This is a genomic window from Fulvivirga kasyanovii (genome assembly GCF_009711405.1).
In the GTDB taxonomy this organism is placed as follows: Bacteria; Bacteroidota; Bacteroidia; order Cytophagales; family Cyclobacteriaceae; genus Fulvivirga; species Fulvivirga kasyanovii.
Genome location: NZ_SMLW01000655.1, coordinates 23880 through 37507 on the forward strand (window position 1 = coordinate 23880; position 13628 = coordinate 37507).

The following is a 13628-nucleotide window of genomic DNA, read 5'->3' on the forward strand; positions in this document are numbered from 1 at the left end:
CGATGGTGTTAAGTAACCGGTTTTGGGTAATCGGTGAAAGAGTGACGGGTAAACAGTAAATAGTAAACGGTGAACAGTAAGCGGTAAACTGTAAGCAGTATGATGCTTATAGACAAAAAAAAGCCTTACCAAATCTTAAATTTAGTAAGGCCGTTCTTGAAAAATATTTTATTTACCTGGCTACAGGCACCAGACTGATGGCCGCACCTCCACCCGGAGCAAGTTTAAGGTCCAGCTTATCTTTACTGGTTACCGTTTTAGAAGTGATTTCATAAGCCGTTGGGTTATCATCCCAATGAGCGTCCGCCGCATCTGCATAGATTGTTGCAGTGTAAGACTGTCCATTATCCAGAAAGCTAAGGTCAACCGTCAGCTCACGGGGGTTCTCATCTGTGATTGATCCGATAAACCATTTATGGGTATTTCGCTCTCTTCTGGCAATGGTAACATAATCACCAACCTCGCCATTCAGCACCTTAGACTCTTCCCAATCTACCCCAACATCACGAATGAACTGAAAGGCAGCATTTCCCTCATAGTTTTCAGGTAAGTCAGCAGCCATTTGGACGGGTCCGTAGATCACCACATAAAGAGCCAATTGCTGGGCAAGTGTCGTGTTTACCTGACTGTTTTCCTTCCATGGGTTTAGTTTAATGTTAAAGATCCCCGGCGTGTAATCAATCGGACCGGCCAGCATTCTTGTGAAGGCCACCGTTGGTAAATGAGACGGCGGGTTTCCTCCTTCTACTGACCAGGCATTGAACTCCTGACCTCTTAACCCTTCACGCGAAATAGCGTTAGGCAATGTCCTTCTGATGCCCGTAGGCTTTATAGGTTCGTGGGCATTGACCGCTACTTTGTGCTTTGCAGCCGTTTCCAGTACCTTTCTGTAATGGTTTACCATCCACTGGCCATGGTGATACTCTCCTTTAGGGATGATCTTACCGACATAGCCCGTTTTTACAGCATGCATACCCAGGTTTTCCATCAATTTGTATGCAGTGTCCAACTGCTGCTCGTAAGTTCTTGGCGCGGCCGACGTTTCATGGTGCATGATGATCTCTACACCTTTCTCTTTACCGTACCTCACCACTTCTTTCAAGTCGTAATCTTCATATGGTGTTACAAAATCAAACACACCCTCACGATCTTCAAATCCGATCCAGTGTTCCCAGCCCGTATTCCAGCCTTCAACTAATACTGCTCCAATATTATTGGCGGCGGCAAAGTCAATAAATGCCTTTGCGTTTTCAGTAGTAGCACCGTGCTTGCCGCTGGCCATGTCCCAGGTAGATTTGCCTAAGTGCATCTCCCACCAGATGCCGACATATTTTGTAGGCTTAAACCACGATACATCACCCAGTTTATTAGGTTCGTTGAGGTTTACAATAAGCCTCGATTCGATCAGGTCACCGGCCTTGTCAGCAATCTGGATTGTTCTCCATGGCGTACTGAAAGGCGTATTCCGTTTTACCTTGTAACCCGTAATTTCAGAGCCTACCAGCTCACTTTCCATGCCTAAAGTCTCTGTATTCACCTTTAAAGTCATGCCGGAGTAGTCGGTAAGGTTGGCTTCATGAAAGCTCAGGTAGAGCCCATCGTCGGTTTTCATAGTCACCGGTGTGTTTACGGCATTTTCTGGAATGTAAGTCTGAGCAAGGTTCGGATGGTTTCGTTTGCTGATAGCATCTATTTCAGAGAATTTGGTTTCATTATAGAGATGTTCGTAAATGTCCCAGTCGCCAGGTATCCACCATACCTTATGATCTCCGGTGAGGTTAAACTGTGTATTTTCATCCGTAATGATCACCTCCTTCATGTTCGGCTGGTTGGGGAAATGGTATCTGAATCCAAGACCATCATCATAGACCCTGAAAATTACCGTCAACTTACGCTCCAGGCCTTCCTGCTCTTTCAGGTCTACCGTGAGTTCATTGAAATTATTCTTCACCTTCCTTTGCTCCCCCCAGGGCATCTCCCAGGTTTCCGTAACTGATTTGGATGATGAGTTACTTACTTCAAGCCCGGATTTGATGGCGTCCATATCCTTAAAGTCAAAACTGAGGTACGAACTGTCAATAACTACCTTTCCGCTATGAGCCACGGTATAGCCTACCTCTCCTTCTTCATTGGTAAAAAACACCAGGATATTATTTCCGGAAGGCGACTCGACTGTAAGCGGGGCAACGGTTTCTACGGGCATCTTACAAGCAGTGTTAAAAACAAAAAGAATAAATATGAACAGGCACTTGTACCAGGCCAGACGTTTTAGTTGGGTATTTAACATATTGGATGGGGTTATAGTTAGTTCAAAAGAAATGTAAAATTACTAAATAGAATATAATGGCTATTGTTGTACCGGTATGTTTTCAGCCTTATCCGGCCACACCTCTACAATAAAATAAGCAATCTGGCCTATGGTGCTGGTGAAAACCACAATGAGCACCCACATAATCCGCTGTGTGCTATCAAAAGACGGGTTTTTGCTGATCAACACAATATAGTAGATCATTAAAATGAACCCGGACCCTACCGCTATAAACATCATGATCATCATAGGAACGAAGGACTGCAGGAATAACGGAACTTCATCCGGAGGCAGGTCGTGAGGATGCAAATCCATAGAAGCAACATTCACGAAAAGCGTGAAAAAAAGAACGAAATAAACCATTAAGAATATTAAAGGAGCAATGGTAAATAGCCCAAGAATTACTTTTTTAGATGTACTCATATGTTGTCTTGCTTGTGTTGATGCGTAATTTAAGGAGTTATTGGCACAATCGGAATTTTGAGGGCCAGTCAGAAGTACTGCGGGGGAGGATAATGATATTTATGATCAGGAGCGCAGATTATCAAAACCCTAAGAACAGACAGAATTTAACACCTGCTTTACTAAGCCTCCAAGGATTAGTAAAGCTAAACCTCACAAAACCTACAGACCTAACAAACCAGTAATTCCGCGGCAATACATAAGCACCCTCTCCCTGATCATGCTGGGCCTACGAAGCATCTAACGCCGTGTTTTGCACCAGCTGAAATCACCTGCTTATCAAACAAGCCTTTTCTGAAGCCGTACCAGTGCTCACTTTGCGGCCCGAATTAAATTCGAGATAATCTTCCAAAACCCCATCACTGAAGATCACGCCATTTTCCGGCATTTGTGATTCTATTGTTAGCTTGATCTGCTTATTTACCGCACCTACTACTAACTTCGAACTTGTGCTTGGGCTTCGGTAAGGCTCCCGGACTATAAAGCACAGGCGGTCATCATCCCATTGCATTTCATAGGAATAAGTGGATGAGCCTGCCCCGAAAAATTGGGACAGGCCATTGTACTCATTAAAAACCGAACTCAACCAACCCGTAGACCCTGCACCTGTAGATACAATCAGTCCACTGGAAGATTGTGTCTCGGTTTGGTCTCCGAACGTGATCCTGTATCGGGCGGATGTGTGGTTGGCCTTCCCGATAAAGAAATCATTAAAAGCCAACAACTTTTGACCATCATTAAGCTCGGCCTCTGCCAGTGTTACTTTTTTGATCCCGACATTCCCTCTCAGAGATTGGGCCAACCCGTCCTGATAATTACCAACATTAAAAGGCAGCAATACTCCGCTATTCCTCTCAGGATCAGGGTTGATGGCCAGGATAGGATTGGAGCCGACATATTTAGCTGTGTTGGCGACCAGGCCATCCTGTCCCAGTACTACTATGAGATCAGTATCCGTAAAAATGTATGAAGGCAGAAAATCCTTTTCCAGCACTGTGGTTTTCAGTTGCCTGGTTACGGTTCGTTGTACCGTAAGCAGGCTGTTATAAAAGGTATTATGCTCCTGCTCATAGTCTTCAAAGTCACCACCACTATGCTCGATGTAAAATTTAGCCTGCGGTTTTGTGTTGAACTTTTCTATCAGCTTTTCCAGTCTTGTCTTATTCTTCACCAGGACGATCCTTTCAAATTCCATAACGGTACTATTTAGAATGTTTCAGCAAACTGTCGAGCAGGTCAGGACTAATATTCAGGTTACTGATCTTACCTGCATTATCAGCCAATTCCCTGAAAGCCAGTGCTATGTTTGATCCGGCATCTGATTTTTGAGACATCGCCGTCAGCAGCCTCCAATCCATATTTCTGTAAGGCTTGATCATCGCTTCTATAGCATAGCCTTTGGCATCAGCCGTTTTCTTCTCATTGCTTACCTTCATGTCTATATAATCCTGCTTTTTAGACTCCACGGAAATATCAGCCTCAACTCTCATTTCCCTGATCTTTCGCTGGTTTTGTGCTTCAGCAACCTCACGCTCCATTTGAGTTTCTGCGATCTCCTTCTTCTTTTGCTCTATGGCAATTTCCGTATTCAGTTCACTTTGCTTGATCTTTCTTTCCTGCTCTACGGAAAAATTCCTTCGCTCATAAATGGCCAGATCAGCCTCTTTCAACAACTCCTCCCTAGCCTTGGCTTCCAGCGCTCTGCTGGTTTCCGGAGTAGCTTTTACGGCAAGTATATTGACACTTAAAGGCTCTATTCCCAATGAAGCTATTGTAGCAGAAGCCGTCAAGCCACTGCTGATCGTGTTTTCAAGGGCAGAAGAGCTATTGATAGCTTCCCTTAAGCCGGTTTTTCTGATAAAAGTTGCCGTGGCAGTTTGTGCCTCATTGATGATCCTCGCATTGAGTTTCTCGTGGTCATCGGTTTTAAAGTCGCCTTTTTCATTTACCGTAAAGTCCAGCAGGTCGGCCAACTGCTTCGGGTCTTTAATTTTATAAGTGATCTGCCCCTGAATAGTGGTTTGCTGAAAATCTGACGTAGTTTCGGTGAAAATGAAATTCACATCACTACTTCCCATCGGAATCGCCGTAATAGAGGTATTTGGGGCGAAATAGAAGAAAGATAGCCCTCTGCCTTCATTGGCGATCTTACCGTTTTTGTATTTGATGACATAGGTCATCGAGTCGAATTTTATATATTTTATACCAAACATGGCATTAAGATTTAAGTGAATTATTAAGTAACAGTTCTTCACGCAGCTCGGTGAGGATCTCCCCAAGCAGGTTTTTACCGAGCCATGTATGGCGCGACTTTGCCCTGGGGTCGTCCTCCGCCAGACCTATTCCCCAGATGGGGTCTACCGGGCTGGCCTCTACGATGGTGGTGCCTTCTGTTTTCAGTAACCTTTTCAGCAGGTTTTCATTTTGAGTAAATTTGGCCTTGTTGCCCGCGTAAACAATATTTTTGCATTGCTCCTCCCAAACCTGCTGATCAAAGTTTTTCACCTTGCGGCCGAGTGCCTTTTGCTTACCCGGTGATTTGGCTTTCAAAATTTCCGCAGCTGTTTCCTGGTCATCGAATAGCAATGCTTTATGATACATCATGTGCTGCTCGCTGCTGTTGAAAGTGATGTCATCAATCTCAAAAGTGCAGGGGTGCCAGTTACTAAATGGAGAAGCCGTTCTCCAGAAATATGTGAATTTTTCTTCTGTCATTCTTTTACCAGTTTTATGACTTCCTCCCAATCTTCATAGGGATCGAAGCCCGCTTTATCTTCAAATAGTACGTTGAAATAAGGCTTCTTTTCATAGTAGCCGTATTTTTTGCTGATAATCTCAGGATTACCGTTTACATGGTCGAAATGAATGTCATGCTCCCTGAAAAAGGCCAGATACTTTTCAATCTCATTAGGGTGTGAGCAGGTAAAAAGAATCCTGCTCACGTCTTTTCTTTTGCTGATCAATTGCAAAGCTTCTTTAGCCAGCGGGTAAAACTCGGTGGGGATCTTGTGCTCTGACCAGTTGGGCTTTATGATCGTTTCATGAATATCGAAGGCCCAGAAGGTTTTGTCCCAGTTTTTTTCTTTGGCTTGTGCAAATGCCTTTTTGATCGCTCTCGTTATCATCCTACTAATTGTTTTTCGTTTATATTGATCTTTGCTTTGTCTCGCAACGCTTCAAAAGTCCATTCCTGAATGAGTTTGCCATTCTCAAAAATTGTCACCATCTCATCTTTCAGCTCAGGAAACTCATGTTCCAGTACCGTTTCATAGGTTTCATCTACCCTGATCAGCTTCAGCCTTCCGCCTTTACTTTTCTTAAAGCTTCCGGTAATGTTGCCGACGGCATCCATTTCGGTAGGGCTTTTTTGTACTACCACATCTTTACCGTTAACCTGGGCATAGCTGCATTTCAAGGCAAACTTTTGTGTATCGCGGTCAACTTTCTGTAGCAGTGCCCCGCCCATGCCTAGCACCAGGTTTTCAGCACTGATGCCATTGGCCTTCAAGGCCTGGTACATGTCCTTAATGGCGTCATAATTTACACCATCACCCTGAATGACACGCACTTGTGGAGGCAATACTTTATAACCTTTTTCATTGACCGTGTAACCGAATTTGTCAAAAAGTATGTTGAATACACTGAGCAAAGTCATTACAGGATCGCCACTGTCGGGGCGTATAACCAGTACACCCTCTCTGTCGAGTACCTGGGCTTTCAGGTTTTCTCCCCAATATTCTTCACAGGCTTTGAAAATATTGTAGCTGTCAGATACACAAGCCACCAGGCCGGTAGGGAAAGTGTTGAGTACGTGTTTGAATACATCAAGTTCACCATCTTTACCTAAAAGTGTGCATATGCTGTGCTCTGTTGCAGGTATGCTTTTGCCATACACTTCGCTGGTGTTGTAGTACTGCTGCGCCAGTACAGATCCTGCCAGGGTATCGCTGCCCTGAAAGTTGATCAGGTGAGCGCTTCCGCCAAGGCCTGCACTTTCCACACTGCTCACGCCGCGGAACCCGAAGTCGTTAAGCACAAACTCGATACCTGCTTCAGCCCCTTCGGTAGCGGTTTCCTCAAAGTATTGGGTTACCACCTTTTTTACCTCTCTGCTTAGCGTAGCAACCGTGGTAGGGTACCAGATCTGCATAAGCATAGTCTCCAGAAAGTTGGTTAACCAAAAGCACTCAGGATCGGTATTTTCTATGGTCATCAGCACATTTTGAGTGGGCACGGCAGTTCCTTCCGGTACAGCTTTGATCTTAACAGGGAGCTTGCCATCATACTTGTCCAGGATGTATTGGAACTTGCTTTTGTCAAACACATCGTCCCGTCCGAAAACCTGTTTCAAAAATGGCTCAGCCTGGTCAAGGTCTTCCTGAGTGAAAGCTTTGCCTTCCAGATATTCTTTAATGAAGTACTGCAGGCCATAGAAAACAGTATTGTCAAATTTACCACCGCGGCTTTCGAGGTAGCTGTATACTTTGGTAGTACCCGGGTAGTACAGTTTGTGGTGAGAATACTTGTAAGCATCTGCGAGGAGGATTAAGTTATTGCGTTTCATAGCTATAAATGTTTGTGGTAAGACTTTAATTAATTTAAAACTGCTGCGTATTTGTTGGTCAGGAACCTGATCAGCCCTGTATGTTCATTGCTGAATTGTCCACTGGTGATGAGGTTTTCTATTCCTTCAAGTTTGAACCATTTTACTTCGGCAATGTCATCATGCTCCGTGGGCGTACCATACTGAAGATCGCAGCTAAAGAGCAGGGTTATGATCTTATCCGTATCACTTCGGTATCTCCAGTCATCTATTTTCATAGAAGTCTCGTAAGTCATGTCGCCCACTTCAATCTGTCCGCACTCTTCGAGCAACTCACGTCGGGCAGATACCTCATAGTTTTCATCTTCCGGATCGGCAAAGCCACCTACAAGTCTCCATTTGCTGCTGTTGGCCTTTCTGCCCAGCAATATCTCCTGCTTGTCGTTCCTAAATACGGCCACATCTACAGTAGGGTATACCTTTTTAAACTGGTTGTGGTATGCATAAAGGATCCCGGCCCTGAAATCCCTGGAATCAAAGATCTGATCCTGGTATTTCTTTCTAAGCTCAGTGGCGTTATAGTCGCCATGCTCAGGAAGGTCAACAGTCTCAAACCTACCGGTATAGTAGGGTATGAAGCTGTCGCGGCTGCCGTATAATTTAAATTGCTCCGTTGGGAACACACTGCTTAACAGGTTATCCAGGTTTTCAGACCATGCCACATCGCTGGGGTGATCGCTCAAAGGCAGTACAACCACATCGTTATATTCCTTTTTGATCATCTTCTCCCGGGTGTAGTAATCGTAAGGATTTTTTCGCCCAGGTACCGGGCTGATACCCAGCACAATGATGAGCTTATTATGATTAGTTTTCACCTTTTCGATGAGGTCTATATGCCCCTCGTGGAGGTATGGTGTCTGAAACCGTGCTATTATAACTCCTGTTTCCATTTTTTTTTGCGTTAATGTTACACAAATATAGATATGTGTAACATTAACGCAAAATAATTTATGTAAAATTTACGCATTTTATGGGTATTTAGGATTAACCCTCTGGTAATCAGTTATTAAGGGGATATATTTTTTGAGATGAGGATGTCTGTCACATTAAATAAAGGCTTAGAAAGTGGGCTGTCAGGAGACAACACCGGGGGATCGGTACCTGACTTCACCTGCTTTACTAAGCTTTTCAAGATTAGTAAAGCTTAACTGAAGCTATGGAATACCAACGAAGCTATCTTGCATAACATAGAGTTGTTGATAAAAACGCCCAACAAGAGAGGGGATCGTTATGGCAGATGAATAGATTGTAATCGTCATCCTGAAATTTTCCATCTCGTACTTCCAAAACAAATAGCAAACTTTATGGAAAATATTCAGAATCCCCCGGATCAGGACAGTGTCATCACCTTAGACTGGACACCCGAATATATACAGCTAAAATGTGGTTATGTCCTCTTTGAGAGACATCCGCTGGGAAGTAGAAACAATGGAAATTCTGGTTATTTCCATTACGCTGTGAAAATTCAGGAATGATGTGGAAGGGGGTAGGTAGCCTTCAGAAAAATTTTTAAATCTCAAAAGTTATCCCCTTTTTCTTCAGCTCGAAATATTTCTTCTCATTGAAGCGGAACAGGTTCCCGGGGCGGCCGGCGCCGGTCATGTTTTGTTTTTCGTCCGTTTCTTCGAGGAAGCCGAATTTTAAGATCTTCTTTTTGAAGTTTCTCCGGTCAACAGGTCGGTCGAGTACTGTCCGGTAGAGCTTTTCAAGTTCTGAGAAAGGGAATTTCTTTTCAAGCAATTCAAAGCCAATGGGTTCGTAAGTGATCTTGCCTTTGAGCCTTTGTATGGCTACATCCAGGATGCGTTTGTGGTCAAAAGCCAGTGGAGGGAGCTTCTTTACATTAAACCAGGCCACATCGCTGGCATCGGTGCTGGCGTGCAGTTCAAATGCATCCGGCTTTACCAGCCCGTAATAGGTTATCGAAACCACCCGGTTTCTCGGATCACGATCAGGGTTGCCAAAGCTGTAGAGCTGCTCCAGGTAGTTGATCGAAATACCGGTTTCTTCCTTAAGTTCCCGCTGTACCGCCTCTTCCAGCGATTCATTATTTTTTACCAAACCACCGGGCAATGCCCACATCCCCTGATAGGGATCAATATCCCGTTTGATCAGCAGCACGGATAAACCCTCTTTTGAGGTATATCCAAAAACTACTGCATCTACTGCTAATTTAATATCCTGATCGAGGCTCATAGGCCAAAGATATTATTTATGTAAATATTACGCAAATAATAAAATACAATCGCATGTATTAGTTTTTCTAATCAAATCATTTAAATAAAAACATACTGATTATCAGTCAAAACCATTGAACCTGCGTTTAACAAAACCATGGAAAAGACCGAGATTAAAAATATTTGGGAGGATCTTCATGGAGAACTCTACCGGTTTATAGCTCATAAAGTGCAGGGTGATACTGCTGCGGATGATATCCTGCAAGACGTTTTTATCAAAGTATATCTCCATATCGATCAGCTAAACGATGCCGGGAAACTAACCTCCTGGGTTTATCAGATTACCAGAAATACCATAGTTGATTATTTTAAGCAGAAGCCTAAAGAAAGTAACGCATATAACGAAAGCTGGCCTGACCAGGAAACGGATGACGACCTGTACAGCTCACTGAGCAATTGCATCAATAGTAAAATCAACAAACTTTCCCCGGCCGACAGAGATGTGATGTTGCTTACCTATTTCAAAGGGTACAGTCAAAAGGAGTTGGCAGCATTTCTTGACATGTCGTATTCGGGAGCTAAAAACAAAGTGCAGCGGCTCCGGTCAAAGCTTAAAGATTCAATCCTTAGCTGTGAAAATGTTGAATATGACAAAACAGGGAAGATCACAGATTACACAGGAAAAAATATTTGAAAATTTCCGGGTCTTTTTTGAAGCCCTTCAGTCTATCGGGTGAAAACAAAATTATACGACTGATGAAAAATATTGATGTACACATTATTAATGCTTTTGAATGCCAAAATAATGGCGGCAATCCGGCGGGAGTGGTACTAAATGCTGATGGCCTTACTGCCAAACAAAAACTCGAAATAGCCGGACAGGTTGGCCTGTCTGAGACAGCGTTTGTGTCTGAATCGGCCATGGCAGATTATAAGCTGGATTTTTTCACGCCGACTAAACAGATAGCACATTGCGGACACGCGACCATTGCCACTTTTACCTATTTAAAACAGGAGGGAAAAATAAAGGGAGATTCGTCCTCGAAAGAAACGGTGGATGGAGTAAGGCAGATCTATTTTGAAGGAGCCAGTGCCTTTATGGAGCAGGATGCCCCGAAATATATCCCTGTTTTGCCGGAAGATAAGGAAAGCACCCTGTTAGCATTAGGCTTGGACAAACAGGATCTGCTACCTGGCTTCGATATCGAAATTGTGAATACAGGCAATTCTTTTCTGATTGTGCCTGTAAAGAGTGAAAATGTACTTAAAAGCATATCAGCCCGGCAAGAGGTCATAGAAAGTCTTTCCGAAAAGTACGGGCTTATCGGTTTCTATGTTTACAGCCCTTCTGAGGACGCAGCAGCACATGCCACTTCGAGAATGTTTGCTCCATTCTACGGTATTGAGGAAGAAGCTGCCACCGGTATGGCGGCTGGCCCGCTTGCCTGCTATCTTCATCACTATGGGGCGGTGCAGGCAGAAGAGGTGGTTATCTCTCAGGGAAAGCACATGACTCCCCCTTCGCCAAGCATGATCACGGTAAGGTTGAAAATAACGGCACAAGGTATTGAGAAGCTCTATGCGGGCGGCAGAGGCTACGTTTCAGGAGTCAAAACCGTGTTAGTAGATCGAAATGAAGATAAATGAAATGAGAACACTCAAGATATTTCAGGTCGATGCCTTTACAGACCAGAAGTTTAAAGGCAACCCGGCAGGAGTAGTGCCTGAGGCTGACGGGCTCACCGATCAGGAAATGCTGGACATAGCGCGGGAGCTGAACAACTCGGAGACAGCCTTTGTACTGAAAGGCGATCAGGAATATGACCTGCATATCAGGTACTTTACACCTAAAGCGGAGGTGCCTGTTTGCGGACATGCCACCATTGCAGCGATTTATGTACATGCGCTGCAACATGCCTTGCCTACAGGCACGATCAAAATAAAGACCCAGGTCGGTATTTTGCCCATTCACGTTCAGGAAGTTAAAGGTGAATATGAGATCACCATGGAGCAGGCCTCACCGGTTTTTGAATCGCCTCTCGATGAGCTGGTCACGAGTACCATAGTTCAGGCATTGGGACTAAACAAGGAGATGGTCAACAATCATTCACCCGTACAAATTGTTTCTACCGGGCATTCCAAAGTCTTGATCCCGCTGAAGGAAGAAGATGATATCAATAGGTTGAACCCTGATTTGTCCCGGCTTTCACAACTGAGCAGGGAGATCAGTTGCAACGGATATTTCGTGTTTTGCATAACCCAAACCTCACCTGAATATGTTACTTAGGGAGGATGTTTGCCCCGGCCATAGGCATAGCAGAAGACCCGGTAACAGGCAATGCCAATGGGCCTCTGGGAGCTTACCTTATTCATCATCATTTGGTAAAACCTGATGGCGCTACATTTCAGTTTACTGCCACGCAGGGCAACGCCATGCAGCGGCCGGGAAGCATGAAAGTAATGGTAGATATTGTGAATGGTAAACCTGCTAAAGTCAGAATAAAAGGAACGGCAGTTATTGTATTTTCAACCACCCTCAAACTTGATTAACCTATGGATGTGACACTTAACAATGATTTAAAGGCTCTGAACAACCTGCTGCAAGAGGCACTTGACGAAGGCCTGTTGTATTTGAATGATATTGATAACCTGCCCACTTCAGTATCAGTTAAAGATACTGAGGGGACCGGTTTGCCCATGGTAGGCCAGGGAGGAGCCTCCACGCTTGCAGAATTTAAAAAGCGGTACAGCGATCTGATGGTATCGTCTACAGGACCCCGCTATTTTGGGTTTGTAACAGGAGGGGCAACCCCGGCGGCACTAATGGGTGATATACTGGCAACTATTTATGATCAAAATACGCAGACCACCAAAGGTCATGGTGATGTTTCTGCCATAGTTGAGTTTGAAGCTATACACATGCTCCTCGACTTTTTCGGTTTGCCCAAAGAGGAGTATCTGGGAGGATTTGTAACAGGCGCTACTATGTCTAATTTTACCTGTTTGGGCGTAGCACGGCAATGGCTGGGAAAAGAGAAAGGGATAGATGTGGCCAAAAACGGGGTGAGTGGTGATTTTAAAATACTTTCTGCAGTACCCCATTCGTCTTCCATAAAAGCTTTGTCCATGTTGGGGCTGGGCAGTAGCAATATAATAAAGATCGATACAGTTGATCCTTTGCGGGAAGCCATAGATATTGATAAACTGGAAAAGGAAATAATGGCACTTGAAGGGACACCCTTCATCCTGATCTCGAGCGGCGGCACGGTCAATACGGTTGATTTTGATGATATGCAGGCTATTGCCAACCTCAGGAAGAAATATAATTTCTGGTGGCACGTAGATGCTGCATTTGGTGGTTTTGCGGCGCTTTCACCCGGCTATGCCCATTTGCTTAAAGGTTGGGAAGATGCAGACAGCATTACCATCGATGCCCACAAATGGCTGAATGTGCCTTATGAAAATGCTTTTTTCTTCGTTAGGGAAGAGCACAAGATGCTACAGGTAGAGACTTTTCAAAACTCCAATGCTCCCTACCTGGGTGATCCTATGGAAAATTTCAATTACCTCAATTTCCTGCCCGAAAACTCCAGGAGGTTCAGGGCATTGCCGGCATGGTTTACTCTAAAGGCCTACGGAAAACAGGGGTACCGGGAGATCGTGGAAAGGAATATCAGGCTGGCCCGACAATTAGGCGATTTTATTGTCAATAGCGAATTCTTTGAGCTTTTGGCACCAGTGAGGTTAAATACGGTATGTTTTACTCTCAAAGATGGCCTCGATCCGCACCGCACCCAGGCTTTTCTCGACGCATTAAATGACAGAGGTAAAGTGTTTATGACGCCAACAGTTTACAATGGAAGAAAAGGAGTAAGGGCAGCACTGGTCAACTGGAGGACATCTGAAATGGATATTAGAATAGTGGAGGATGAGATGCTGATTGCGGTAAATAAGATTGCTACAGTGTGGTTTTGAGCAGAATTGTACCGGAGGTTCTGGTCTGGTGGATTAACCACTTATCAAATTTTTACTAAAAAATATACTGTGGAATCATATCCACAAAATATAGCAAGATCCC

At 44.3% G+C, this 13628-nt stretch carries 14 protein-coding genes; 5 read left to right on the forward strand and 9 right to left on the reverse strand.

All coding sequences use genetic code 11. The annotated features are described in order from the left end of the window. Nucleotides 1-172: 172 nt before the first annotated feature. From E1163_RS24780 to E1163_RS24820, 9 genes are all read right to left on the reverse strand, one after another. Entirely contained in the window at nucleotides 173-2287 is a 2115-nt protein-coding gene (locus E1163_RS24780; protein WP_246223881.1) for a glycoside hydrolase family 97 protein, read from the reverse strand. A 60-nt stretch (nucleotides 2288-2347) separates the two neighbouring features. After that, entirely contained in the window at nucleotides 2348-2731 is a 384-nt protein-coding gene (locus E1163_RS24785) for a PLDc N-terminal domain-containing protein (protein WP_155175443.1), read from the reverse strand. Nucleotides 2732-3038: 307 nt separating this feature from the next. Further along, the gene (locus E1163_RS24790) at nucleotides 3039-3965 is read right to left on the reverse strand and encodes a diacylglycerol kinase catalytic domain-containing protein (RefSeq protein ID WP_155175445.1); all 927 of its coding nucleotides are present in this window, start codon (nucleotides 3963-3965) and stop codon (nucleotides 3039-3041) included. Nucleotides 3966-3972: 7 nt separating this feature from the next. After that, nucleotides 3973-4983 carry an SPFH domain-containing protein gene (locus E1163_RS24795; RefSeq protein ID WP_155175447.1) on the reverse strand — a complete coding sequence of 337 codons (1011 nt, stop codon included), beginning with the start codon at nucleotides 4981-4983 and terminating at the stop codon, nucleotides 3973-3975. 4 nt (nucleotides 4984-4987) lie between these two features. Further along, nucleotides 4988-5485 (reverse strand): riboflavin biosynthesis intermediates N-glycosidase, encoded by a 498-nt coding sequence (gene ybiA, locus E1163_RS24800; RefSeq protein WP_155175449.1) that lies wholly within the window; start codon nucleotides 5483-5485, stop codon nucleotides 4988-4990. Next, nucleotides 5482-5895: a hypothetical protein gene (locus tag E1163_RS24805; RefSeq protein ID WP_155175451.1), complete on the reverse strand. Its 414-nt coding sequence runs from the start codon at nucleotides 5893-5895 to the stop codon at nucleotides 5482-5484. Before E1163_RS24805 ends, ybiA begins: the two co-directional genes overlap by 4 nt. Beyond that, nucleotides 5892-7334 (reverse strand): nicotinate phosphoribosyltransferase, encoded by a 1443-nt coding sequence (locus tag E1163_RS24810; protein WP_155175453.1) that lies wholly within the window; start codon nucleotides 7332-7334, stop codon nucleotides 5892-5894. Before E1163_RS24810 ends, E1163_RS24805 begins: the two co-directional genes overlap by 4 nt. 29 nt (nucleotides 7335-7363) lie before the next feature. Then, the gene (locus E1163_RS24815) at nucleotides 7364-8263 is read right to left on the reverse strand and encodes an NUDIX domain-containing protein (RefSeq protein WP_155175456.1); all 900 of its coding nucleotides are present in this window, start codon (nucleotides 8261-8263) and stop codon (nucleotides 7364-7366) included. Between the two features lie 619 nt (nucleotides 8264-8882). Continuing rightward, nucleotides 8883-9569 carry an NUDIX hydrolase gene (locus tag E1163_RS24820; protein WP_155175458.1) on the reverse strand — a complete coding sequence of 229 codons (687 nt, stop codon included), beginning with the start codon at nucleotides 9567-9569 and terminating at the stop codon, nucleotides 8883-8885. Nucleotides 9570-9707: 138 nt separating this feature from the next. Between E1163_RS24820 and E1163_RS24825 the strand changes: the two genes are divergently transcribed. The 5 genes from E1163_RS24825 to E1163_RS24840 all read left to right on the forward strand — a co-directional run bounded on the left by E1163_RS24825 (nucleotide 9708) and on the right by E1163_RS24840 (nucleotide 13525). Beyond that, a complete protein-coding gene (locus E1163_RS24825; RefSeq protein WP_155175462.1) occupies nucleotides 9708-10244 on the forward strand; it encodes a sigma-70 family RNA polymerase sigma factor in 537 nt (178 codons plus the stop codon). Nucleotides 10245-10306: 62 nt separating this feature from the next. After that, nucleotides 10307-11197 carry a PhzF family phenazine biosynthesis protein gene (locus E1163_RS24830; protein ID WP_155175466.1) on the forward strand — a complete coding sequence of 297 codons (891 nt, stop codon included), beginning with the start codon at nucleotides 10307-10309 and terminating at the stop codon, nucleotides 11195-11197. Nucleotide 11198: 1 nt separating this feature from the next. After that, the gene (locus E1163_RS24835) at nucleotides 11199-11837 is read left to right on the forward strand and encodes a PhzF family phenazine biosynthesis isomerase (protein WP_221418077.1); all 639 of its coding nucleotides are present in this window, start codon (nucleotides 11199-11201) and stop codon (nucleotides 11835-11837) included. A 5-nt stretch (nucleotides 11838-11842) separates the two neighbouring features. Continuing rightward, a complete protein-coding gene (locus E1163_RS31455) occupies nucleotides 11843-12100 on the forward strand; it encodes a PhzF family phenazine biosynthesis isomerase (protein ID WP_221418078.1) in 258 nt (85 codons plus the stop codon). A 3-nt stretch (nucleotides 12101-12103) separates the two neighbouring features. After that, nucleotides 12104-13525 (forward strand): pyridoxal phosphate-dependent decarboxylase family protein, encoded by a 1422-nt coding sequence (locus E1163_RS24840; protein ID WP_155175468.1) that lies wholly within the window; start codon nucleotides 12104-12106, stop codon nucleotides 13523-13525. Nucleotides 13526-13628: the final 103 nt, after the last annotated feature.

Excerpts from the sequence above, each read along its gene's own strand:
- E1163_RS24790 (WP_155175445.1), bottom strand. The coding sequence starts at position 3,965 with ATGGAATTTGAAAGGATCGTCCTGGTGAAGAATAAGACAAGACTGGAA.
- E1163_RS24840 (WP_155175468.1), top strand. The coding sequence starts at position 12,104 with ATGGATGTGACACTTAACAATGATTTAAAGGCTCTGAACAACCTGCTG.
- E1163_RS24810 (WP_155175453.1), bottom strand. The coding sequence starts at position 7,334 with ATGAAACGCAATAACTTAATCCTCCTCGCAGATGCTTACAAGTATTCT.
- E1163_RS24795 (WP_155175447.1), bottom strand. The coding sequence starts at position 4,983 with ATGTTTGGTATAAAATATATAAAATTCGACTCGATGACCTATGTCATC.
- E1163_RS24805 (WP_155175451.1), bottom strand. The coding sequence starts at position 5,895 with ATGATAACGAGAGCGATCAAAAAGGCATTTGCACAAGCCAAAGAAAAA.
- E1163_RS31455 (WP_221418078.1), top strand. The coding sequence starts at position 11,843 with ATGTTTGCCCCGGCCATAGGCATAGCAGAAGACCCGGTAACAGGCAAT.
- E1163_RS24785 (WP_155175443.1), bottom strand. The coding sequence starts at position 2,731 with ATGAGTACATCTAAAAAAGTAATTCTTGGGCTATTTACCATTGCTCCT.
- E1163_RS24815 (WP_155175456.1), bottom strand. The coding sequence starts at position 8,263 with ATGGAAACAGGAGTTATAATAGCACGGTTTCAGACACCATACCTCCAC.
- E1163_RS24780 (WP_246223881.1), bottom strand. The coding sequence starts at position 2,287 with ATGTTAAATACCCAACTAAAACGTCTGGCCTGGTACAAGTGCCTGTTC.
- E1163_RS24820 (WP_155175458.1), bottom strand. The coding sequence starts at position 9,569 with ATGAGCCTCGATCAGGATATTAAATTAGCAGTAGATGCAGTAGTTTTT.
- E1163_RS24835 (WP_221418077.1), top strand. The coding sequence starts at position 11,199 with ATGAGAACACTCAAGATATTTCAGGTCGATGCCTTTACAGACCAGAAG.
- E1163_RS24825 (WP_155175462.1), top strand. The coding sequence starts at position 9,708 with ATGGAAAAGACCGAGATTAAAAATATTTGGGAGGATCTTCATGGAGAA.
- E1163_RS24830 (WP_155175466.1), top strand. The coding sequence starts at position 10,307 with ATGAAAAATATTGATGTACACATTATTAATGCTTTTGAATGCCAAAAT.
- ybiA (WP_155175449.1), bottom strand. The coding sequence starts at position 5,485 with ATGACAGAAGAAAAATTCACATATTTCTGGAGAACGGCTTCTCCATTT.